The organism is Variovorax sp. V213, assembly GCF_041154455.1.
Lineage (GTDB): Bacteria > Pseudomonadota > Gammaproteobacteria > Burkholderiales > Burkholderiaceae_C > Variovorax.
This window is the reverse complement of the sequence record NZ_AP028665.1, coordinates 497,735-519,968: the sequence shown is the minus strand read 5'-3', so window position 1 is coordinate 519,968 and position 22,234 is coordinate 497,735. Positions and strand designations below refer to the sequence as shown.

The following is a 22,234-nucleotide window of genomic DNA, read 5'->3' as shown; positions in this document are numbered from 1 at the left end:
TTCGCCCGCGCTCAGAACTTGGCTTGCAAGCCGACGGTGATGGTGCGCGCCGTACCCGGCGTGACCCAGAGGCGGCTGTAGGAGCTGGCGTAGTAGGTGGAATCGAACAGGTTGTCGACGTCCAGCGTCACGCGCAGCGCGGAGTTGATGCGCCAGTAGGCGACCAGCTTGGCGGTGGTGTAGCTCGGCAGCTCGAAAGACGGCGTTGCGGCTTTGGCGTCGGCCTGCGTGCGGGCCTGGCCCAGGCGCTTGCCCACATGCGTGACGCCCCCGCCGATGCCGTAGCGCTGCCCGTTGGCGAAGGCGTTCTCGTAGACCGCGAGCACGCTGCCGTTGGCCCTGGGAACGTTCAGCAGGCGGCCGCCGATTGCCAGCGTGTTGTCCTTCGTGATCTCCACGTCGTTGAGCACCAGGCTGGCGTTGAGGCGCCAGTTCGTGGTGAGCTGGCCGGCAAAATCGAATTCGAAACCGCGGCTGAGGATCTCGCCAGCGGCGGTCGAGTAGCCGGCGTTGACCGGGTCGGACGTCAGCACGTTGCGCTTGCGGATGTCGAACAGCGCGGCGGTCGCGCCCATGCGCCGGTCCGTGCTTTCCCACTTGGCGCCAAGTTCGAGCGCGCGTCCGGTTTCCGGTTCGAAGCCCTGGGCGGCAACGTCCGAGCCGACGTTGGGACGGAAGGAGCGGCCGGCGTTCGCGTAGAAGGTCCATTGCGGCGTCGGCAGCCAGCTCAGGCCAATGCGCGGCGAGGTCGATGACGGATCCTGGCGCGCCGTGGTGCCGGCGATGCGGTTCTCGAGCGACTGGCGGTAGTTGTCCACGCGCACACCGGCAACCAGGCGCCATTCGGGCGCGAGCTTGATGGCGTCCTGCATGTAGAACGCGGTGTTGCGCTGGTGTTCGAGGGTGTCGGTGTTGCGGCCCGGAACCGGTTGCAACTGGCCGTAGACCGGGTTGTAGATGTCGATCGCATAGGGCCGTGCGGCCGTCGGGTTGGCGCGCAGCATGATGGAGTCCATGCTGAAGCGGAAGCTCTCCAGGCCGAACAGAAGTTCGTGTTCGACGGCACCAGTCCGGATGGTGCCTTGCAGCTCGGCCTGCAATGCAATGTCGTTCGAGTCGAAGTCGCGGAAGCGCCGCTGGCGTGTGAGTGTCGCGTTGTTGGCGCCCAGCGCGCTCGCTTCGGTCGAGAACCCGTTCAGCGAAGTGTTGCGGTAGGACAGGCCCAGCCGACTGCGCCACGCGGAGTTCCATTCGTGCGACAGGATGAATTGGTGGGTCTGGTTCTCCACCGTCACGTCGCCATCCGCGGGCTCGCCGAGGAAGCGGCTGCGCGGGATGGCGCCCAGACGGTTGCCGACCGCGACCACGCCGCGGTCCAGCGGGGTGGCGTGCCGCAAGAATTCCCCCGAATACTCCAGCACGGTGTCGCGGCCAAGCTTCCACGTGAAAGCCGGAGCGATCACTTCTCGCCGGGCGCTCACATGGTCGCGGAAGCTCTCGCGGTCTTCCACGGCGACGTTGAGCCGGTAAGCGAAGTTCTCGCCGATCGGCCCGGTGCTGTCGAACGCACCACGCTTGAGGCCGTGGCTGCCCAGATAGCCTTCGACGGAATGGGCTGCTTTCCAGAGCGGCCGCTTGGACACGATATTGAGCGTTCCGCCCGGCTCGCTGCTGCCGTAGAGAGCGGCCGCCGTTCCCTTGAGGAATTCGATGCGTTCGACGCCTGCCAGATCGCGCGGGGCATTGAAGCCGCGGTTGGAGGAAAAGCCATTCAGCAGCGTGGCCATGCCGGTGTTCTCGTTGCCGGGCAGGCCGCGGATGGCGAAGTTGTCCCAGAGTCCGCCGAAATTGTTCTGGCGCGAGACGCCGCCCACGTAGTCGAGCACGTCGTCGAGCCTGGTCGCGCCCAAGTCGTCGATGGCCTGGCGCGAGACGACGCGTACCGATTGGGGCAGCTCGCGCAGCGGCAAATCGGTCTTCGCGCCGGCGGCTTCGTCGGCGTGATAGGCGCCAGACTCGGTTCGGCCGACCACTTCGACGGTGGACAGCTGGGCGGCCTCAGGGCCGGCACCGGAAGACTGGGCGACCGCAGGGCCGGCGAACAGGGCCGCGACCGCGAAGGCCAGAGGAAGGGGCGCGCTGGGCCCCGGGCGTCGAATGGAAATCATGGAAGGAGACTCGGCAAGTCAAAACGAGGGGCGCAGCGGCGAGCCCGGCAAGGGCCGGACACGCGCCGCCCGTGGCGCGTGACTTCACGCCGGGCGACGGGACTGCAGGGCGAGCGAAGTTGCCGCCGCAACGGCGGCGTTCAGGCGACGGGGCGAGGCGGGTCGCGCGAGGCGAAAGGCCAATGGCCCGGGCTGGGGACGAAGGCCAGCAGTGCTTGCGGCCGTGGAAGACCCGCGTGCACCGGCGGCGCATGCGCCGCCGGTGGCGAGCTCAGCGCCGTACCCAGATGCGCGTAGGCCAGGCACCACGCACACGCGCCATCGGCTTCCTGGTCATGCTCCGCGGCATCGGCATCGTCGTTCGCCTGCGGAACCGACAGCGCGGCCACCGCGGCCTCGGCCTTCAGGTGCACGGCTTCGTGCGCAGGCATGCCGATGACCGTGTTGAAGAACACGGCCAGCAGCAGGAGTCGGGTCAGTACGCGGCGCAGGAACATGGCGGGGGTCGGAGGGCCGGGATCATACCCTCGGGGCCGCCCTTCCCCGCCGCAGCCAGAGCAATTCAATAGCCTCGCGTGCGATCCACAAGCCCGACCATCGGCTCGCCGGCTTCGAAGCGGCGCAGGTTGTCGAGCAAGGCTTCGGCGGCGCTCAGCGGCTGCGTCATGCTCGCGATGTGCGGCGTGAGTTCGATCCGCGGATGGCGCCAGAAGGCATGCGTGGGCGGCAGCGGTTCGGGGTCGGTCACGTCGAGCACCGCATCGCCGATCTGCCCGCTGGCGAGCGCATCCAGAAAGTCGCGCTCCACCAGGTGCGGCCCGCGGCCCACGTGCACCAGCCCCGCGCCCTTGGGCAGCATCGAGAACAGCTTCGCATCGAGAAAGCCGCGCGTCGAATCGGTGAGCGGCAGCAGGCACACGAGGATGTCGGTGCGCGCAAGAAAGGCAGGCAGCTCGTCGGCGCCCGCATGGCACTGCACACCAACGACTTCATGCTGCGAGCGGCTCCATCCCGCGCAGTCGAAGCCCAGTGAGACCAGCTGAGCCAGCACCGCCTGGCCGAGCGAGCCCAGCCCCAGCACGCCCACGCGCCGCTCGCTGGCGGGCCGCACGGGCAGCGGCTTCCACTGTCCCTCCTGCTGCTGGCGCCGGTACTGCGGCATGTCCCGATGCAGGCCGAGCACCGCGTGCGTCGCGTACTCGACCATGCCGCGCACGATGCCGGGCTCGACCATGCGCACCACGGGCAATTCGGGTGGCAGCGCCGCAAAGTCGAACTGGTCCACGCCGGCGCCCGAGGAGAACAGCACCTCGAGATTCGGGAAGCGCTCGGCGATGTCCTCCGGCGGCTCCCACGCGGCGAGAAAGCGCACCTGCGCCGCGTCGCCGACGTCGGGCCAGATGCGAAAGTCGATGTCGGGCCGGCGGCGGCCGAACACCTCGGCCCACTGGCGCCCGCGCACGGGGTCGGACTTGTAGAGAAAGGTGAAGGCTCCCACGGACTGCCCCTTCAACCCACGGCCTGCGTCACGATCGCGAACAGCGCCGGCCCTTGCGCCGGCACCGCAAGCGGCTCACCGCGCACCATCGTCGTCGGCGCGTCCACGCGCAGCAGGCCGATGCTCTCGAGCCATTCGGCCAGGCCGCTGTCGAAGTCGATGTCGATGCGCGTGAAGTTGCCGGCGTTCAGGCCCGCAAGATGCGCGATCAGCGCCTTCGCGCCCTCGGCATCGGGCGCAACCACGGGCCCGATGGAATGGCCGCGGCCGAAGCGCCGCAGCATGGCGAAGCCCTTCGGCGCGTTGTCGTGGTCGAGCACCACGCAGGCATCGGCGCTTTGCAGCAGCTCGGCAATGAGTGCATCGCGCGGCATGCCTCGCGCCGCCGCGTCGAGCGCCTGCAGCGCGGGCAGTTCGTTGAGGCCGGCGGGCCGCAGGCGCCAGCCGGGCTGCAGCGCGACCAGCGGCGCCGGCAGCGCGATGCCCTGGTGCTGGCGCATCTCGCCGGTGCGCACGAACCCCAGCCGCTCGTAGAGTCCCCGCCCTTCCGAAGTGGCATGCAGCAGCACCGTGCGATCCTCGAGCCCGTCGAGCAGCGCACTCATGAGCCGGTGGCCGATGCGGCGGCCCTGGCAGGCGGGCGAGACGATCACCAGGCCGATGGTGGCGTGGCTCTTGCCCCAGAGCCAGCGCAGGCCGGTGGCGATGAGCTCGCCGTCGCGCTCGGCCGCGATGCCGTCGGCATGCGCGAACATCTGTTCCCAGTCTGCGGGGCGATGCGGCCAGCGCAGTTCGGCGGACAGCGCATGCGCATGCGGAAGGTCGGCGGCCGTCATCGGTCTGAGCACCACGCCATCCATGGCGGGTGCGTTCAAAGTGGGTTCGGGCATGGGGAAAACTCTCTGTTGCGAAGGAATGGCGCATCCATCTTGGACGACATTGCGGCGCTGCACCAGACCGAATTCAGCCACATTTGCAACTTGCAAGCTTCGGTTGCCGCGCGGCCCGGTTTCGCAATTCGCTGCTGCGGCGTGTCCGCATACGCACACAAATGCTGAGGCATCCTGCCTAGGATCGACGGCCACTTCCTATGACCCACCGCCATGCAAGCCTTCGATCCGCGAAACGTCCACCGGCAAGGACCGGGGACGTCAGGCGCTCGACGCCGATTCGCGCTTCAAAAGCGTGCCCAGCAACTTTGCGGCGACGCACCGAGGTGCATGGCCGCACACCCGCTGGGCACACCGCACGGCATGCCGTCGCCACCCCCGCAAACCGCAGCTTCGCTTCGGCAAGCACCGTTTTTCCCTACATACCTCGAGCGAGGGCGTGCTGCAATCGCTTCGTAATGACTTCGTAATGAGCTTGTCGCATTTGCCACCTTCTAAACAGGAACAGAGACCATGACTTTTCGTCCCAAGTACGTGACCTTCGACTGCTACGGCACCCTCACCCGGTTCCGCATGAAGGAACTGACCCTCGACCTCTTTGCCGATCGCATCCGGCCCGAGCAGATGGAGCAGTTCGTCGCCGACTTCACCGCTTACCGCTTCGACGAGGTGCTGGGCGCCTGGCAGCCCTACGAGGTGGTGCTGAAGAACGCGGTGCGTCGCCTGTGCAAGAAGTGGAAGATCCAGTACTTCGACAGCGACGGCCAGAAGTACTACGACGCCGTGCCCACCTGGGGCCCGCACGACGACGTGGCCGAGGGCCTCGCCAAGGTGGCCAAGGAAATCCCGCTGGTCATCCTGTCGAACGCCTCGGACGACCAGATCCAGAAGAACGTGGCCATGCTCGGCGCGCCGTTCCACCGTGTCTACACCGCGCAGCAGGCCCAGGCCTACAAGCCGCGCCTGCAGGCCTTCGAATACATGCTCGACTCGCTGGGCTGCAACCCCGAAGACGTGCTGCACGTGTCGTCCAGCCTTCGCTACGACCTGATGTCGGCGGACGACATCGGCATCGTCAACAAGGTGTTCGTCAATCGCGGCCACGGCCCGGGCAACCCGGCCTACCGCTACACCGAGATCCAGGACATCGGCGGCCTGCCCGGCGTCGTCGGCCTCTGATCTTCTTCGTACGTTGACCCGCACCACGCCATGAAGCTCGACTCCTACTGGACCGATTCCGCACCGGCCTTCTCCCCGGCGGCGCATGCGCTGCCGGCGCAGGTCGACGTCGCGATCGTGGGCGGCGGCTTCACGGGCCTGTCGGCGGCGCGGGCGTTGGCCCGGCGTGGCGCCCGCGTGGCGGTGCTGGAAGCCGGCACCCGCGTGGCGGCCGAGGCCTCGGGCCGCAACGGCGGGCACGTCAACAACGGGCTGGCCGTGGACTATGCCGACGTGGCGGCCAAGGTCGGCATCGACAAGGCGCGCGCCTGGTACCGCGCCTACGACGATGCGGTGGACACCGTGGCGCGGCTGGTGCGCGACGAGGCCATCGACTGCGACTTCATGCGCCATGGCAAGCTCAAGCTCGCCACGCGCGCCAACCAGATGGCCGCGCTCGAACGCAGCGCGCAGCGCCTGGTCGCCGATGGCGTGGACACCGACGTCGAGATCCTCGATGCGGCGCAGGTTCGCAGCGAGGTGCAGAGCGAACGCTTCCATGGCGGCCTGCTCTACAGGCGCAGCGGCCAGATGCACATGGGCCGCTTCGCCCAGGGCCTGGCCGAAGCCGCGCAGCGCCACGGCGCGCAGATCCACACCGGCACCATGGTCAACCGCATCGAACGCGTGGGCCAGAGCCATGCGCACCGGCTGCACACCGCCGGCGGCACCGTCACCGCGCAGCAGGTGCTGCTGGCCACCGGTGCCACGCGGCACGGCGGCTACGGCAGCTTCGGCTGGCTGCGCCGGCGCATCGTGCCGATCGGCAGTTTCATCGTCGTGACCGAGCCGCTGGGCGCGGAGCGCGCGCAGGCGCTGCTCGCGGCCCGGCGTACCTACACCACGGTCGCGAACATCCATCACTACTTCCGGCTCACGGCCGACCACCGGCTGGTGTTCGGCGGCCGCGCGCGCTTCTCGGTTTCCAGCCCGCAGGCCGATGCCGCGAGCGGCGAGATCCTGCGCGCCGGACTGGCCGAGACCTTCCCGCAACTCGGCGCCGTGCGGCTGGACTACTGCTGGGGCGGACTGGTCGACATGACGCAAGACCGCCTGCCCCACGCCGGCGAGCGCGACGGCCTCTACTACGCCATGGGCTACAGCGGCCACGGCACGCAGATGTCGGTTCACATGGGCGAGCGCATGGCCGCCGTGATGAACGGCGACGCCGGCGCCAACCCCTGGCTGGGCCGCGACTGGCCCGCCATCCCCGGTCACTTCGGCCCGCCCTGGTTCCTGCCGGCGATCGGGCTTTACTACTCGCTCAAGGACAAGCTGGCCTGAGCGCCGCGCGAGTCCATCGTTTTCGTTCCGTGTTTGTTTGTTCTTCAACCCTCAGTCATCGGCCCCACAGGAGTACCCCACCATGAGCGACAGCAGCAACAAGAGGTTCGAAAACCTCGTCGGTCCCGGCGAAAGCCTTCGCGTGATGGATTCGCTGAAACGAGGCGCCTCCAGGCGCGACATCCTGGCGATGCTGATGGCCGGTGGCATGCAGGCCACCCTGGCCGGCAGCCTCGCCGGCATGGCGGTATCCGCCCATGCGCAGACGCCCCGAAAGGGCGGACGCCTCCGGGTGGCAGGCGCCACGGCGGCCGCCACCGACACGCTCGATCCGGCCAAGCAGTCGAACCAGACCGACTACTCGCGCTGCAACATGATCTACAACGGCCTGACCACGCTGGACGGCAGCCTCACGCCGCAGCCCGCACTGGCCGAATCGTTCACCACCAAGGACGCCAAGACCTGGGTCTTCACGCTGCGCAAGGGCGTGACCTTCCATGACGGCAAGGCGCTCGCGCCGGCCGACGTCGTGTTCTCGGTCATGCGCCACAAGGATCCCGCCACCGCTTCCAAGGCCAAGGTGCTCGCCGACCAGATCGAGAGCGTCAAAGCCACCGGCGCCAACGAAGTGACCTTCGTGCTCAGCGCGCCGAACGCCGACCTGCCGGTGATCCTGGGCACCTTCCACTTCCAGATCGTCAAGGAAGGCACGACCGACTTCAACGCCGGCATCGGCACCGGCCCCTACAAGCTCAAGGAATTCAAGCCCGGCGTGCGCTCGCTGATGGTGCGCAACGACGCCTACTGGAAGCCCGGCAAGCCCTACCTCGACGAGATCGAGTTCGTGGGCATCGGCGACGAGAGTGCGCGCGTCAACGCGCTGCTGTCGGGCGGCATGGACCTGGTCGGCTCGGTCAACCCGCGCTCGGTCGAGCGCGTGAAGGGAACCCCCGGCTTCGGCATCTTCGTCACCCAGTCGGGCCAGTACTCCGACCTCGTGATGCGCAAGGACGTGGGCCCCGGTGCCAACCCGGACTTCGTGCTCGGCATGAAGCACCTGTTCGACCGCGAGCAGATGAAGAAGACCATCGCACTCGACTACGCCGTGGTCGCCAACGACCAGCCGATCGATCCGACGAACCGTTTCTACTTCAAGGACCTGCCGCAGCGTCCCTTCGACCTCGACAAGGCGAAGTTCCACCTGCAGAAGTCCGGTATCACCGGCAAGGTGCCGATGGTGGCTTCGCCCGCGGCGCTCTACTCGGTGGAGATGGCGCTGCTGCTGCAGCAGACGGCGCAGCGCGCGGGACTGGAGATCGACATCAAGCGCATGCCGGCCGACGGCTACTGGTCCAACCACTGGCTCAACAGCCATGTGGGCTTCGGCAACGTCAATCCGCGCCCGAGCGCCGACGTGCTGCTGACGCAGTTCTTCCAGTCGGGTGCGGCGTGGAACGAGTCGCGCTGGAAGAGCGACAAGTTCGACCAGCTGCTGCTGGCTTCGCGCGCCGAGACCGACCTGGCCAAGCGCAAGCAGATGTATGCCGACATGCAGACCATGATCCACCAGGAGGCAGGCATCGGCATCCCGCTGTTCCTCGCGAGCATCGACGGCCACACCTCCAAGCTCAAGGGCCTGTCGCCCATCCCGCTGGGCGGCCTCATGGGCTACAACTTCGCCGAGAACGTATGGCTGGAGGCGTGACGCGCCCTCAGCCGCTCGTCTCGGTACACGGAGCACCGACATGAACCATGTGATCCTGAAGCTTCTGGCCCAGCGCATCGCGCTGGCGCTTCTGTCGCTGCTGGCGGTCTCGGTGATCGTGTTCTCGATCACCGCTGTGCTGCCCGGCGATGCCGCGCAGGAGCAACTCGGCCAGGACGCCACGCCCGAGGCGGTGGCGGCACTGCGCGCGCAGATGGGACTGGACGTGCCGGCGCCCGAACGCTACGCGAAGTGGCTGCTCGGCATGCTCAAGGGCGACCTCGGCCGCTCCGCGACCACGCAGATGCCGGTGTCGGAGCTGGTCGCCAGCCGCCTGCCCAATTCGCTTCTGCTGGCCGCCGTCACGGCGCTGTTCTCGGTGCCGATCGCACTCGCGCTCGGCATCGCTTCGGCGGTGTGGCGCGGCTCGTGGTTCGACCGCGCCGCCTCGACGACAGCGGTCGGCGTGGTGTCGGTGCCGGAGTTCCTGGTCGCGACGCTGGCGGTGCTGGTGTTCGCGGTCCAGCTGCGCTGGCTGCCTGCGCTCTCCTTTGTCAACGACATCGAGTCGCTGGGCCAGCTGCTGCGCGCCTTCGCGATGCCGGTGCTGGTGCTGTGCTGCGTGATCGTCGCCCAGATGATGCGCATGACGCGCGCCGCGGTGATCGACCAGCTCGAGGCGCCGTATATCGAAATGGTGCGGCTCAAGGGCGCCTCGCCGATGCGCATGGTGCTGGCGCACGCACTGCCCAATGCGGTGGGGCCGATCGCCAATGCGGTGGCACTGAGCCTGTCATACCTGCTGGGCGGTGTGATCATCGTCGAGACCATCTTCAACTATCCGGGCATCGCCAAGCTGATGGTGGACGGCGTCTCGCAGCGCGACATGCCGCTGGTGCAGACCTGCGCCATGATCTTCTGCTGCGCCTACCTGATCCTGGTGACGACGGCCGACATCTTCGGCATTCTCGCCAATCCGCGGCTGCGGCACCGCTGAAGGAAGCTCATGGAAACGTCCACATCTTCAACGGTCGTGAGCGCCACGGCTTCCCTGGCGCCAGTGCCGCAAGAACGCCGAGGCGGCCCGCTGCCGTGGCTCGGGGGGTTCGGCCCATCCGGCCTGCTCGGCCTCGCGGTGCTGCTGTTCTGGCTGCTTGCGGCGCTGCTCGGGCCGTGGCTGCTGTCGCACGGCACGGCGGCCGCGGGCACCTCGAACGTCTTCGCCCCGATCAGCGCGACGCACTGGCTGGGCACCGACTACCTCGGCCGCGACATGCTGGCACTCATCATCGAGGGGGCGCGCTACACGATCGGCGTCGCTCTGCTGGCCACGCTGCTGGCCAGCGGAACCGGCACCGTGCTGGCGCTCCTGGCCGCCGCCAGCGGCCGCTGGATCGACGCGGTGCTCAGCCGCGGCCTGGACACACTCACGGCAATCCCGAGCAAGATGTTCGCGCTCATCATGGTGGCGGGCTTCGGCACCTCGGTGCCGATGCTGGTGGTCACGGCGGCCATCATCTACGTGCCGGGCGCCTACCGCATGGCACGCTCGCTGGCCGTCAACATCAACGCACTCGACTACGTTACCGTGGCGCGCACGCGCGGCGAAGGCACGCTCTACATCATGCTGCGAGAGATCCTGCCCAACATCCTGGGCCCGATGCTGGCCGACCTGGGGCTGCGCTTCGTCTACGTCGTGCTGCTGCTGGCGAGCCTGAGCTTCCTCGGGCTCGGCATCCAGCCGCCCGCGGCCGACTGGGGCTCGCTGGTGCGCGAAAACATCGGTGCGCTGGCCATGGGCGGCGCCTCGGTGATCGTGCCGGCGCTGGCCATCGCGAGCCTGACCATCGCGGTCAATCTCGTCATCGACAACCTGCCCGGCCGTGCCGCGCGCGAACGAGGAGTCCGTTGATGGGCGCACCACTCACTGTCCAGGGGCTCCGCATCGTGGCCGGCGACATCACGCTGGTCGATGACTTGAGCTTTTCCGTGCAGCCCGGCGAAGTGCTGGCGCTGATCGGCGAATCCGGTTCCGGCAAGACGACCACCGCGCTGGCGCTGATGGGCTATGCGCGCAGCGGCTGCCGCATCTCGGCGGGCAAGGTGCAGATCGGCGACACCGACGTGCTGGCACTCGATGCGGCGCGGCAGCGCTCGCTGCGCGGCCGCACGGTCTCCTACATCGCGCAGAGCGCGGCCGCCTCCTTCAATCCCTCCCGCACGATCATGGACCAGGTGGTCGAACCCACCGTCATCCACGGCCTGTGCAAACGGGCCGAGGCCGAGGCGAAGGCGGTGCAGCTGTTTCGCGAACTGGCGCTGCCCGATCCCGACAACATCGGCTCGCGCTATCCGCACCAGGTCTCCGGCGGCCAGCTGCAGCGGCTGATGGCGGCGATGGCACTGATCGGCGACCCCGACCTCGTGATCCTCGACGAGCCGACCACCGCGCTGGACGTGACCACGCAGATCGAGGTGCTGCGCGCCTTCCGCCGCGTGGTGCGCGAGCGCCGTGCCACCGCCGTGTATGTGAGCCACGACCTGGCCGTGGTGGCGCAGATGGCCGACCACATCCTGGTGCTGCGCAACGGCAAGATGAGCGAGCTGAACGCGACCGAGCAGATCCTCTCGGCCCCGGTGGACGACTACACCAAGTGCCTGCTGGCGGCCGCGCGGCCGGCGGTGCGCGCCTCGGGCCAGGCCTCGGGCGATTCCGCGCTGCTGCTTCACGTGAATGAGCTTTCGTGCGGCTACGGCCCGGTGGACGCCAAGGGCCAGCCGGCCAAGCTGATCCTCGAGGACATCAACCTGAAGCTCTACCGCGGCCAGGCCATCGGCGTGATCGGCGAATCGGGCTCGGGCAAGACCACGCTGGCGCGGGCCGTTGCGGGCCTGCTCAAGCCCTGCCACGGCAGCGTCATGTTCGACGGGCACGAACTCAAGCCCACGCTGCAGCAGCGCAGCCCCGACGAGCTGCGCCGCATCCAGATCGTGTTCCAGATGGCCGACACGGCCTTGAACCCGTCGCAGACCATCTGGCGCATCCTGGCGCGGCCGCTGCAGTTCTACAAGGGCTTGCGCGGCGAGCCGCTCAAGCAACGCATCTTCGAGCTGCTCGACCTGGTGAAGCTGCCGCGCACGGTGGCCGACCGCTTGCCGGGCGGGCTCTCGGGCGGGCAGAAGCAGCGCGTCAACCTGGCGCGTGCGCTGGCGGCCGAGCCCGACCTGATCCTGTGCGACGAGGTGACCTCGGCGCTCGACACCGTGGTGGCCGCTGCGGTGCTCGACCTCATGGCCGAGCTGCGGCGCGAGCTCGGCGTGTCTTACCTCTTCATCAGCCACGACCTGCACACGGTGCGCTCGGTGTGCGACGAGATCGTGGTGATGCAGCACGGGCGCAAGCTCTCGCAGGTGGCGCGGGCCGACTACGACCGCGGGCCGCACCACCCCTACTACCAGCTGCTCGCCCGCTCGGTGCCCGAGCTGCGCCGCGGCTGGCTCGACGACATGGACCGCGCGGCCGCGACAGCAGCCCACTCCACCAGGGAGATACACGCATGATCCCCACATTCCGGATTGCGCTGATTGCCGGCGACGGCATCGGCAAGGAAGTGATGCCCGAGGGACTGCGCGTGGTGCTGGCCGCCGCGGAACGCTTCGGCTTCGAGCTCGACTGCCGCACCATCGACTGGGCCAGCTGCGACTACTACGCCGAGCATGGCCAGATGATGCCGGACGACTGGAAGGAACAGCTGCGCGGCGTCGACGCACTCTACTTCGGTGCTGTCGGCTGGCCCGAGACCGTGCCCGACCATGTCTCGCTCTGGGGCTCGCTGCTCAAGTTTCGCCGCGAGTTCGACCAGTACATCAACCTGCGCCCGGTGCGGCTGTTCGAAGGCGTGCCCTGCCCGCTGGCCGGCCGCAAGCCGGGCGACATCGACTACCTGGTGGTGCGCGAGAACACCGAAGGCGAATACACCTCGCTCGGCGGCGTGATGTACGAGGGCACCGAGCGCGAGATCGTGATCCAGGAATCGGTCTTCTCGCGCCACGGCACCGACCGCGTGCTGCGCTACGCGTACGAACTGGCGAACAGCCGCGCGCGCAAGCACCTCACGGTGGCCACCAAGAGCAACGGCATCGCGATCAGCATGCCGTGGTGGGACGGCCGCGCCGACGCCATCGGCCGCGACTACCCCGAGGTGAAGGTCGACAAGCAGCACATCGACATCCTGTCCGCGCGCTTCGTGCTGCAGCCCACGCGCTTCGACGTGGTGGTGGCGAGCAACCTGTTCGGCGACATCCTCTCCGACCTGGGGCCGGCCACCACCGGCACCATCGGCCTCGCGCCTTCGGCCAACCTGAACCCCGACCGCAAGTTTCCGTCGCTGTTCGAGCCGGTGCACGGCTCGGCGCCCGACATCTACGGCCAGAACATCGCCAACCCGATCGCCATGATCTGGTCGGGCGCGCTGATGCTGGACTTCCTCACGCAGGGACAGGGCGCGGGCCGCGCGGCGCACGATGCCATCCTCGGCGCGATCGAGGCGGTGCTGCGCGATGGGCCGCGCACGCGCGACCTGGGCGGCACGGCTTCGACCACCGAGCTTGGAATGGCGATTGCCGAACGCGTCGCCGCCGCCTGACCTCCAAATTCATTCAAGACGCTTTCAAACATGACACTGACCCTTGAACGCCAGGACCTGCTGCCCGGCCGCCAGCTCATCGGCGCCGAATGGCGCGACGCCAGCGACGGCCGCCGCCTCGACGTGACCGACCCCGCCACCGATGGCGTCTTCGCGAGCGTGCCCGACGGCACGGCCGCCGACGCGCGCGCCGCGGTCGCTGCCGCTCACGCCGCCTTCCCCGCCTGGCGCGCCGTGCCGGCCAAGCAGCGCGCGCAGATCCTCAAGCGCTGGAACGACCTCATGCTGGCGCACCAGGAAGACCTGGGCCGCCTTATCTCGCGCGAACAGGGCAAGCCGCTGGCCGAAGGCCGCGGCGAAGTGGCCTACGCGGCGAGCTACGTCGAGTGGTTCGGCGAAGAAGCCACGCGCGCCAACGGCGACGTGATTCCCGCGCCCGTCACGGGCCGCCGCATGCTGGCGGTGAAGGAGCCGGTCGGCGTGGTCGCCGCGATCACGCCGTGGAACTTTCCGGCCGCGATGATCGCGCGCAAGATCGCGCCTGCGCTGGCCGCGGGCTGCACCGTGGTCTGCAAACCGGCCGAGGACACGCCGCTGACTTCGCTCGCGCTCGTGAAGCTGGCCCAGGAAGCCGGCGTGCCGGCGGGCGTGCTCAACATCGTGACCGCCTCGCGCGAGCGCACGCCCGAAGTGGTCGACGTGTGGCTGGCCGACGCGCGGGTGCGCAAGATCAGCTTCACCGGCTCCACGCCGGTCGGCAAGCACTTGGCGCGGGCCTCGGCCGACACGCTCAAGAAGCTGTCGCTCGAGCTGGGCGGCAATGCGCCCTTCATCGTGTTCGAGGATGCGGACATCGACGCCGCCGTCGAAGGCCTGATGGCCGCCAAGTTCCGCAACGGCGGCCAGACCTGCGTGTGCCCGAACCGCGTGTTCGTGCAGGCCAGGGTGCACGACGCCTTCGTCGACAAGCTCGCGGCACGGGTGGGGGCGCTCAAGGTCGGCCCTGCCACCGAACCCGATTCGCAGATCGGCCCGATGATCAATGCGCGCGCGGTCGACAAGATCGAACGCCATGTGCGCGACGCCGTGGCACGGGGCGCACGCGTCGTGGTGGGCGGCGAACGGCTGCGCTCCGCGCGCTGCGACGGGCCCAACTACTACGCACCGACAGTGCTGGTGAACGCCGATGCGACCATGGAATGCAGCTGCGAAGAAACTTTCGGACCCGTGGTGCCGGTGACGCGCTTCGACACCGAAGCTGAGGTGATCGCGGCTGCCAACGACACGCCCTTCGGCCTGGCCGCCTATTTCTATTCGACCGACGTGCGCCGCATCTGGCGCGTGGCGGACGCGCTCGAATCGGGCATCGTCGGCATCAATGAAGGCGCCCTGGCCGCCGAGGCGGCGCCCTTTGGCGGCGTGAAGGAATCAGGCTACGGCCGCGAAGGCTCGGTGCACGGGCTCGACGACTACATGCACACCAAGTACCTCTGCCAGGGCGGGCTCTGAGCCTCCTCGGGGCGCGCTTCGGCGCTCAAGCGGCAAGCGCCGGATAGTCGGTGTAGCCCTTGGCACCGGGCGTGTAGAACGTGTCCGGGACGGGCGCGTTCAACGGCGCGTCCTGACGCATGCGGTCGACGAGGTCGGGGTTGGCGAGGAAAGCCCTGCCCATGGCCGCCAGGTCCGCGCGGCCTTCGCGCAGCGCCGTTTGTGCGCTGGCCTTGTCGAGACCGCCGGCGAGGATGAAGGGGCCGTCGAACGCCGTCCTCAGGTCGACCTTCAGCTTCGCCGGAACCGGTGGAGCCCCAATTGCCGAATGGTCCAGCACGTGAACGTACATGAGGCCGAGCGCGGAGAGCTCCTTCACCAGCGCGAGGTACTGTTCGTCCACGCCTTCGAAGGCGCCGGCGCCGTTGAACACGCCGTGCGGCGACAGGCGGATGCCCACGCGCTCCGCGCCGATCTCCTTCGCCGCCGCACGGGCGACCTCGAGCACCAGCCGGTTGCGCCCTTCGGCCGTGCCGCCGTAGCCATCGGTGCGGCGGTTGATGTTGGCGTTCAGGAATTGCTCGAGCAGGTAGCCGTTGGCCGCGTGCAGTTCGATGCCGTCGAAGCCGGCTTCGATGGCCAGGCGCGCGGCAGTCGCATACTCGCCGACCGCGGCCTGGATGTCGGCCTCGGTCATGGCGCGCGGCGGCGTGTGCGGCTGGCTGCCTTGCGTGTCGGTCCACATCTGGCCCGGGCAGGTTTCCGCTGAAGCGCTGAGCACTTCGGCGCCGGCCGGCAGGTTGGCCTGGTGGGTCACGCGGCCGGTGTGCATGAGCTGCACCACGATCTTGCCGCCCTTGGCATGGACTGCGTCGGTCACCAGCTTCCAGCCTTGCACCTGGGCGTCGTTGAACAGCCCGGGAATCCGGGCGTAGCCGAGGCCGTTGGGCGACGGCGAGGTGCCTTCCGTGATGATGAGGCCGGCGCTCGCGCGCTGCGCGTAGTACGTGGCCATCAGGCTGTTGGGCGTGTTGTTGTCCACCGCGCGGCTGCGGGTGAGCGGCGACATCACGGCACGGTTCTTGAGCGGAATGGCGCGCAGGGAGAAGGCGTCGAAAAGCATGGGCTGTCCTGAAAAAATCGGATGGAAAAAGAGAGAAAAGTGATGGCGTGGCCTCGGCCTGGCAGGCTCAGCCGATCCGGTAGCGCGGGGCCGGCGTTCCAACCTGGGTGGCCGCGAAAAGTTCGGAGCGGGCTGCCTCGTACTTTCCCCACAGCGCCGCATCGGCGACCGAGGGCCACGTGATCGCTTCGCCCTGGTCCCATCCCGCAAGCGCCGCATCGACCATGTGCTCGGTCGTCATCAAGGCGTCCTTGTTGAGGGCAGCCAGCGGAACGCCCGACAGATCCCAGATCTCGGTGGCTGTCGAGGCCGGCAGGACCAGCTGGACCTTCACGCCGGTGCCGACCAGCTCTTCCTGCAGGCCTCGGCTGTACTGCAGCACGAAGGCCTTGGTGCCGCTGTAGACGGCGCTGATGGGCAGCGAATGGATGGCCAGCACGGAAGCGATGTTGATGATCACCCCCTCTTTTCGCGCGATGAAGGCCGGCACGACCGCTTGGGTCAGGCGCGTCAGTGCCGTGATGTTGAGCGCGATCTGGGACAGCGCGTCGCCTGCGGACCTCTGGGCCACCGGTCCGAGCCGCGCGATGCCGGCGTTGTTCACCAGGACGCGCACGTCGGCGTTGGTGGACAGAATCGTCTCGATCCGCGCCAGGTCCTCGTCCTGGGTCAGATCGGCCACGATCGCTTCGGCTTTGATACCGTGCGCCTTCGAGACCTGCGCGCAAAGCGCTTCCAGGCGGTCGGCGCGCCGGGCGACCAGAATCAGGTCGTATCCGCGCGCCGCGAGGCGATCCGCATAGACGGCGCCGATGCCGGAGGAAGCCCCGGTGACAAGGGCGACTTTCTTGGAGCTGGGAATTGTCATTGACGGCTTTCGAATAAAATTGAGGGCTCAACTAAAAAAGTTGAGGGCTCAAATGTAGGTTTGATCAAACGCCGCTTGCCGATAGTGCGGCACTCAACCATTTTCGAATCATGGGAATCACCACCAATCCTGCCGATGCGAAAAACAGCCTTGACGGGCTGGCCGAGCATGAGCAGGACATCCTGGGCGGACGCGTCTGCACGAACACGGCACTGCGCCTTGCGGCCCGCCGGCTCGGCCAGCTGTACGACGAAGCGCTGGCGCCGCTGGACCTCAAGGCCACGCAGCTCGGGCTCATGGCAGAAATACACAAGCTCACGGGTCCTGATCAACAAGGACCCACGCTGCAGGATCTGGCGAGCCGGCTCGCGATCCAGCTTTCGGCCCTCACCCATGCGCTGCGGCCGCTGGTGCGTGATGGCATGGTCGAATTGCGTCAGGACGCCAAGGACCGGCGGACCAAGCACGGCGTTCTCACCCCGCTGGGCAAGACCCGGCTTTCAGAAGCCGTGGTGCACTGGGCCGCAGCCAACGACCGGGTGGAGGCCGTGCTAGGTCCCGACTCGGCTGCGAAATTGAGAGCCTTGGCCGATCAGGTGTCTTCCGATGCGTTTCTGGCCGTATACAAAGGTCGATGATCTCCGCCGCGCCCAGCGAGTGCAGATAGAGTTCCTCCGACGCTCGACCCTGTCGAGGCGGATGGCGGCGGCGATGGAGCCCCGCGCCGCCTACGACGCGGCAACGGCCTCCTTGACGAAGTCGCTGTACGTGCGCAGAGGACGCCCGAGCATGGCCTGCAGGCGATCCGCTGCGCCGTCCGCACCGTGCATGCCGAACTTCTGAATCCCGGCCATCATCAGGCGCATGTCGTAGGCCAGCCAGGACGGTCCCAACGCGGCCATCTGTGTTTCGAAGGCCGCCACGTCGTCTCCGCCGTAAGCCACTTCGCGGCCGAGCGCGGCACTCCAGATCCTGGCCACCGACACTCCGGTCAGCGGCTCGGGCCCGACCAGCTCCAGCGTCACGCGCGGTGACGGCGCGGACGCGCGGTCGCGGCGCAACAGTTCGGCGACGGCGGTGTCGGCGATGTCTCGCGCATCGATCATCGCCACGCCCGTGGAACCGATCGGCATCGGGTAGACGCCGTAGCCCTGGATCACCTGCTGCACCATGCGCTCGTTCTGCATGAAGTAGGCCGGCCGAAGGATGGTCGCCGGGATGTCGAGGCTCTCGATCATTCGCTCGACCGTGTGCTTGCCCGTGAAATGCGGCACATCGGTGAACTTGTCCGCATGGATGACCGACAGATAGACGATGCGCTCGATGCCAGCCTCGCGCGCCAGGTTCAGCGCGACAAGGGCTTGGGTCACTTCGTCGGGCGTGACGGCGTTCAGCAGGAACAGCGTGCGCACCGACGACAGTGCCGCGCGCAATGAGGGCACGTCGGTCAGGTCGCCGACGACCTCCTTGACGCCGGCCGGAAAACTTTGCTTTCCGGGGGTGCGAACGAAGGCGCTGACTTCGGCGCCGGCGCTGGCCAGGCCTTGGACGACGAGGGAACCGATGGTGCCGGTGGCACCGGTGACGAGAATGCTCATGGAAATCTCCAGGTGGTTGAGGGAAAACGGGTTGAAGGGGGGCAAAGGGGTAGCGAGATCGATCAGCGCGAGAAGTCCGCGACGACCTTGCCGATGCGAGGGTCTGTGCGATTGCGTTCGATGGCCGCGGGGATGTCGTCGAAACCCACGACTTCGCCGAGCTTCGAGATCAGCGTGCCTTGGGCGATCTCCTCCGCCAGCCGTTCCAGCAGGGCTGCGTCCGGCTTGTTCATGAACCACAGTCCGCGACGGCCGGGGGGCGTGCGGGCAAGGATGTCGGGCGAGGACGTGCCGACGATCGCACCGTCCTTCGTCAGCACCTGCCACGAGCGATCGAGCACTTCGCCGCCGACGTAGTCGAGCACCAGGTCGATGTCCCGCGCGACCGATTCGAAGCGTTCGGTCCGGTAGTCGATCACGTGGTCCGCGCCCAGGCTGCGCACGTACTCGACGTGCGCGGTCGACGCCGTGGCGAAGACCACGGCGCCTGCCCGCTTGGCGTACTGCACCGCATAGCCGCCCAGGCCTCCCGCTGCGCCGTGAATCAGGATTCGCTGACCTGCGGCGATCGGACCCGCGTGGTGCAAGCTGTGCCAGCCTGCCACGGCCGCTACAGGCACGGCGGCCGCGTGCACATCGTCCAGGCCTTGCGGCGTGCGCACCAGGTTGGCCTCGTCGACTGCCACGAAGTCGGCATAGGCACCCAGCCCGCCGAGCGGCCCCATGACGCGATCGCCCACGCGAAAGCGCGAGGCGCCGGGGCCGAGTGCCTCGACGACACCCGCAAGCTCGATCCCCAGCACGGCGGGCAGTTGAAGCGGGAAAGCCTCCCGGACGAAGCCTTCGCGGACTTTCCAGTCGATGCCGTTCACACCGGCGGCCCGAACGCGGACCAGGACCTGGCCCCGTCCGGCTGCGGGCCTTGCGATCTGCGCGACCTCGGCGGCGGCCACACCGCCATAGGCGCGGATCAGCACGGCGCGTTGCGTGGTGGTCATTTCAATTCCTCTTGTCGAAGTTGCGATGAGGAGAAGATAGGCCGTTGCATCAGTAAAACGAAGATGCAAAAATTAAGACACATCGTTTCAAATACGGAACACATGGACCTGAACGCATTGAATGACTTCGCACTGGTCGCAACCCATGGCGGCCTCGGAAAGGCAAGCCGCGCGAGCGGGAGATCGAAGGCGACCCTGTCCCGGCGCATTGCAGAGCTGGAAGAGCAGCTCGGCGTGCGGCTCATCGAGCGCAGCGCCCGCGGGCTCAAGCTCACGGAAGCCGGCCAGATGCTGATGGATCGCACCGAAGGGCCCATGCACGAGGTGGCTGATGCGATGACTTCCGCGCGCGAGGGCTTGTCGGTTCCGCGCGGGCGTTTGCGTGTCGCTTCCCCGGTGCTGTTCTCGCAGCTGGCGATGGGCCGCATCTGCGCCGGGTTCTGCGCGGCTTACCCCGAGGTCACGTGCGAGGTGGTGGCGGACGATCGCCTGGTCGACCTCGTCGAGGAGCAGTTCGATGCCGCGATCCGGATCAATCCAGCCCCGGACAGCAGCCTTGTGGGCCGGTGCTTCGCCAAGGACCGGCTCGTGGTCGTGGCCGCGCCCTCCGTGCCCGTGCCAAAGCCAGGCAAGGGCAAGGTCAGCCCGGTTCCGGGCATCGTCTCAACAAACTTCCAAACCGGCAATTGGACGCTCGACGATGGACGCCTGGTCGTGGAGCCGATCCCCAGGCTCAGGCTTTCCTCGTTCCTGATGATTCGCGACGCTGCGGTCGCTGGCGCCGGCGCCGCCCTGATACCGCAGTCCATCGCGTGGAACCAGTTGACGCGCGGAGAGCTGGTTCAGTGGGGCGTGGTGTCGGGCGTGGAGGCCGCGCTCTGGGTCCTGCACACATCGAGGCGACTTCCCGCGCCAAAGGTTCGGGCGTTCGTCGAATTCATGTGCGCGCAATATCCGCAGGGGTCTCTCGTACTGAACGGCTAGAAGACCGGCAACGCCCCGTCAATCCGCGGTCGCGCCCGACTTCTTCACCAGCTCGGCCCAGCGCGGAATCTCGCGGGCCATGTGGTCGCGCAGTTCCTCGGGCGTGCTGGCGGCGATGTCCATGGCCAGCTGGCCGGAGAGCTTGGCCTGCACGTCGGGCTGCTTGAGGGCTTTCACGATCTCGGCATTCAGGCGCTGGATGATGGGCTTGGGCGTACCCTTGGGCGCATAGACCGCCTGCCATGACGACATCTCGAAACCGGGCACGCCGGATTCGATCATGGTCGGCAACTCGGGCACCAGCGCAATGCGCTTGCCGGTGGTGACGGCCAGCAGCTTCAGCTTGCCGCTCTTGACCAGCGGCAGCGCGGCGGTCACCTGGTCGAACATGAAGGGCACCAGGCCCGAGGCGACATCGGTCATGGCGGGCGGCGTGCCCTTGTACGGCACGTGCGTGAGCTTCACGCCGATCATGTCGGCGAACATTTCGCCCGCCAGGTGCGTCGAGGTGCCGGCACCTGACGAAGCGAAGGTGCGCTTGGATTCGTCCTTCTTCAGCAGCGCGATCAGCTCGGCCACCGAGTTCACGCCGAGCTGGCTGTTGACGATCAGCACGTTGGGCAGCCGCCCGACCAGCGACACGGGCTCGAAGTCCTTCATCGGGTCGTAGGGCAGCTTCTTGTAGAGGCTGGCATTGATGGCGTGCGTGCTGATGGTGCCGCCGAACAGCGTGTAGCCGTCGGGCGCGGCCTTGGCGACGTAGGCGGCGCCGATGCCGCCGGCCTGCCCGGGCTTGTTGTCCACCACCACCGACTGGTGAAGACTCTCCTGCAGCTTGTTGGCCAGGATGCGGCCGACGATGTCGGTCGAGCCGCCGGCCGTGAAGGGCACGACGTAGGTGATGGTCTTGGCGGCGGGCCATTCGGCCTGTGCCAGCGCCACGGCGGGTGCAAGTGCGAAGGCGGATGCGGCGAACAGCAGCCGCGCGGCGCGCTGGATGAAGGGCATGGTGTTGTCTCTCTTTGTCGGTGTCGGGTAAAGGCGGGCTCTCAGCGGCCGTGGGCCTGCCGCCAGGCGGCGAACTCGGTGCGGCTCTGCTCTTCGGTCGGGGGATAGAGGCCGAGGATGGAGCGGCCTTCGAGCACCTTCTCCTGCACGAAGTCTTCGAACACGGTCATCTCGGTGGCCTCGGCCGCGATCTCGTCGGCAATGTCCGCCGGAATCACGATGACGCCCTCGGCGTCGCCCACCACCACGTCGCCCGGCCATACGGCCACGTCGCCGCAGCCGATGGGCACGTTGATGTCGATGGCCTGGTGCAAGGTCAGGTTGGTCGGCGCGCTCGGGCGCTGGTGGTACGCCGGAAAGCCGAGCTTGGCGATGTCGGGGCTGTCGCGAAAGCCGCCGTCGGTGACCACGCCGGCCGCGCCGCGCTTCATGAGACGGCTCACCAGGATGCCGCCGGCCGATGCGGCGCGGGCGTCCTTGCGGCTGTCCATCAGCAGCACCGCGCCCACGGGGCACTGCTCCACGGCCTGGCGCTGCGGATGGTTGCGGTCGTTGAACACGGTGATGGGGTTCAGGTCCTCTCGCGCGGGCATGTAGCGCAGCGTGAAGGCCTCGCCCACCATGTTGGGCAGCGCGGGGTTGAGCGGGTGCACGTTCTGGATGAACTGGTTGCGCAGTCCGCGCTTGAACAGCGCCGTGCACAGCGTGGCGGTGCTGACTTTCATCAGCTTCTCGCGGGTCTGGGGATTCACATGGGT

Annotated in this window: 20 protein-coding genes; 10 read left to right on the top strand and 10 right to left on the bottom strand. The window is 67.9% G+C overall.

Annotation, left to right across the window (positions count from 1 at the left end; genetic code table 11):
* Positions 1-11: 11 nt before the first annotated feature.
* The 4 genes from ACAM55_RS27510 to ACAM55_RS27495 form a co-directional block, all read right to left on the bottom strand.
* Positions 12-2,168: a TonB-dependent siderophore receptor gene (locus ACAM55_RS27510; protein ID WP_369657425.1), complete on the bottom strand. Its 2,157-nt coding sequence runs from the start codon at positions 2,166-2,168 to the stop codon at positions 12-14.
* Between the two features lie 140 nt (positions 2,169-2,308).
* A complete protein-coding gene (locus ACAM55_RS27505) occupies positions 2,309-2,665 on the bottom strand; it encodes a hypothetical protein (protein ID WP_369657424.1) in 357 nt (118 codons plus the stop codon).
* Positions 2,666-2,730: 65 nt separating this feature from the next.
* Positions 2,731-3,666, bottom strand: coding sequence for a 2-hydroxyacid dehydrogenase (locus ACAM55_RS27500; protein ID WP_369657423.1), 936 nt, complete (start codon positions 3,664-3,666; stop codon positions 2,731-2,733).
* A gap of 11 nt (positions 3,667-3,677) precedes the next feature.
* Positions 3,678-4,556 carry a GNAT family N-acetyltransferase gene (locus tag ACAM55_RS27495; RefSeq protein WP_369657422.1) on the bottom strand — a complete coding sequence of 293 codons (879 nt, stop codon included), beginning with the start codon at positions 4,554-4,556 and terminating at the stop codon, positions 3,678-3,680.
* Between the two features lie 513 nt (positions 4,557-5,069).
* On the opposite strand from ACAM55_RS27495, the gene ACAM55_RS27490 reads away from it, so the two are divergent.
* The 8 genes from ACAM55_RS27490 to ACAM55_RS27455 all read left to right on the top strand — a co-directional run bounded on the left by ACAM55_RS27490 (position 5,070) and on the right by ACAM55_RS27455 (position 14,918).
* A complete protein-coding gene (locus ACAM55_RS27490) occupies positions 5,070-5,735 on the top strand; it encodes a haloacid dehalogenase type II (protein WP_369657421.1) in 666 nt (221 codons plus the stop codon).
* 30 nt (positions 5,736-5,765) lie between these two features.
* Complete coding sequence (locus tag ACAM55_RS27485) at positions 5,766-7,058, top strand: NAD(P)/FAD-dependent oxidoreductase (protein ID WP_369657420.1); 1,293 nt, start codon at positions 5,766-5,768, stop codon at positions 7,056-7,058.
* Positions 7,059-7,140: 82 nt separating this feature from the next.
* Entirely contained in the window at positions 7,141-8,763 is a 1,623-nt protein-coding gene (locus ACAM55_RS27480) for an ABC transporter substrate-binding protein (RefSeq protein ID WP_369657419.1), read from the top strand.
* Between the two features lie 40 nt (positions 8,764-8,803).
* Positions 8,804-9,760 carry an ABC transporter permease gene (locus ACAM55_RS27475; protein ID WP_369657418.1) on the top strand — a complete coding sequence of 319 codons (957 nt, stop codon included), beginning with the start codon at positions 8,804-8,806 and terminating at the stop codon, positions 9,758-9,760.
* 9 nt (positions 9,761-9,769) lie between these two features.
* Positions 9,770-10,675 (top strand): ABC transporter permease, encoded by a 906-nt coding sequence (locus tag ACAM55_RS27470; RefSeq protein WP_369657417.1) that lies wholly within the window; start codon positions 9,770-9,772, stop codon positions 10,673-10,675.
* Positions 10,675-12,324 carry an ABC transporter ATP-binding protein gene (locus ACAM55_RS27465; RefSeq protein ID WP_369657416.1) on the top strand — a complete coding sequence of 550 codons (1,650 nt, stop codon included), beginning with the start codon at positions 10,675-10,677 and terminating at the stop codon, positions 12,322-12,324. The genes ACAM55_RS27470 and ACAM55_RS27465 overlap by 1 nt, the downstream gene beginning before the upstream one ends.
* On the top strand, positions 12,321-13,409 hold the full coding sequence (locus ACAM55_RS27460) for a tartrate dehydrogenase (RefSeq protein ID WP_369657415.1): 1,089 nt from the start codon (positions 12,321-12,323) through the stop codon (positions 13,407-13,409). Before ACAM55_RS27465 ends, ACAM55_RS27460 begins: the two co-directional genes overlap by 4 nt.
* A gap of 30 nt (positions 13,410-13,439) precedes the next feature.
* Complete coding sequence (locus ACAM55_RS27455) at positions 13,440-14,918, top strand: NAD-dependent succinate-semialdehyde dehydrogenase (RefSeq protein ID WP_369657414.1); 1,479 nt, start codon at positions 13,440-13,442, stop codon at positions 14,916-14,918.
* 25 nt (positions 14,919-14,943) lie between these two features.
* On the opposite strand, the gene ACAM55_RS27450 is transcribed toward ACAM55_RS27455, so the two are convergent.
* Together ACAM55_RS27450 and ACAM55_RS27445 are read right to left on the bottom strand one after the other, a co-directional pair.
* The gene (locus ACAM55_RS27450; RefSeq protein ID WP_369657413.1) at positions 14,944-16,020 is read right to left on the bottom strand and encodes an alkene reductase; all 1,077 of its coding nucleotides are present in this window, start codon (positions 16,018-16,020) and stop codon (positions 14,944-14,946) included.
* A gap of 67 nt (positions 16,021-16,087) precedes the next feature.
* Complete coding sequence (locus tag ACAM55_RS27445; protein WP_369657412.1) at positions 16,088-16,888, bottom strand: SDR family NAD(P)-dependent oxidoreductase; 801 nt, start codon at positions 16,886-16,888, stop codon at positions 16,088-16,090.
* A gap of 110 nt (positions 16,889-16,998) precedes the next feature.
* Between ACAM55_RS27445 and ACAM55_RS27440 the strand changes: the two genes are divergently transcribed.
* The gene (locus tag ACAM55_RS27440) at positions 16,999-17,526 is read left to right on the top strand and encodes a MarR family winged helix-turn-helix transcriptional regulator (RefSeq protein ID WP_369657411.1); all 528 of its coding nucleotides are present in this window, start codon (positions 16,999-17,001) and stop codon (positions 17,524-17,526) included.
* A 90-nt stretch (positions 17,527-17,616) separates the two neighbouring features.
* On the opposite strand, the gene ACAM55_RS27435 is transcribed toward ACAM55_RS27440, so the two are convergent.
* Positions 17,617-18,486, bottom strand: coding sequence for an NmrA/HSCARG family protein (locus ACAM55_RS27435; RefSeq protein WP_369657410.1), 870 nt, complete (start codon positions 18,484-18,486; stop codon positions 17,617-17,619).
* A 62-nt stretch (positions 18,487-18,548) separates the two neighbouring features.
* A complete protein-coding gene (locus ACAM55_RS27430) occupies positions 18,549-19,484 on the bottom strand; it encodes an NADP-dependent oxidoreductase (RefSeq protein WP_369657409.1) in 936 nt (311 codons plus the stop codon).
* 102 nt (positions 19,485-19,586) lie between these two features.
* Here ACAM55_RS27430 and ACAM55_RS27425 point away from each other — a divergent pair, with 102 nt between their 5' ends.
* Positions 19,587-20,468 (top strand): LysR family transcriptional regulator, encoded by an 882-nt coding sequence (locus tag ACAM55_RS27425; RefSeq protein WP_369657408.1) that lies wholly within the window; start codon positions 19,587-19,589, stop codon positions 20,466-20,468.
* 18 nt (positions 20,469-20,486) lie between these two features.
* Here ACAM55_RS27425 and ACAM55_RS27420 read toward each other — a convergent pair whose 3' ends face one another.
* Together ACAM55_RS27420 and ACAM55_RS27415 are read right to left on the bottom strand one after the other, a co-directional pair.
* A complete protein-coding gene (locus tag ACAM55_RS27420; RefSeq protein WP_369657407.1) occupies positions 20,487-21,476 on the bottom strand; it encodes a Bug family tripartite tricarboxylate transporter substrate binding protein in 990 nt (329 codons plus the stop codon).
* 41 nt (positions 21,477-21,517) lie between these two features.
* Positions 21,518-22,228 carry a ribonuclease activity regulator RraA gene (locus tag ACAM55_RS27415; RefSeq protein WP_369657406.1) on the bottom strand — a complete coding sequence of 237 codons (711 nt, stop codon included), beginning with the start codon at positions 22,226-22,228 and terminating at the stop codon, positions 21,518-21,520.
* Positions 22,229-22,234 lie beyond the last annotated feature (6 nt).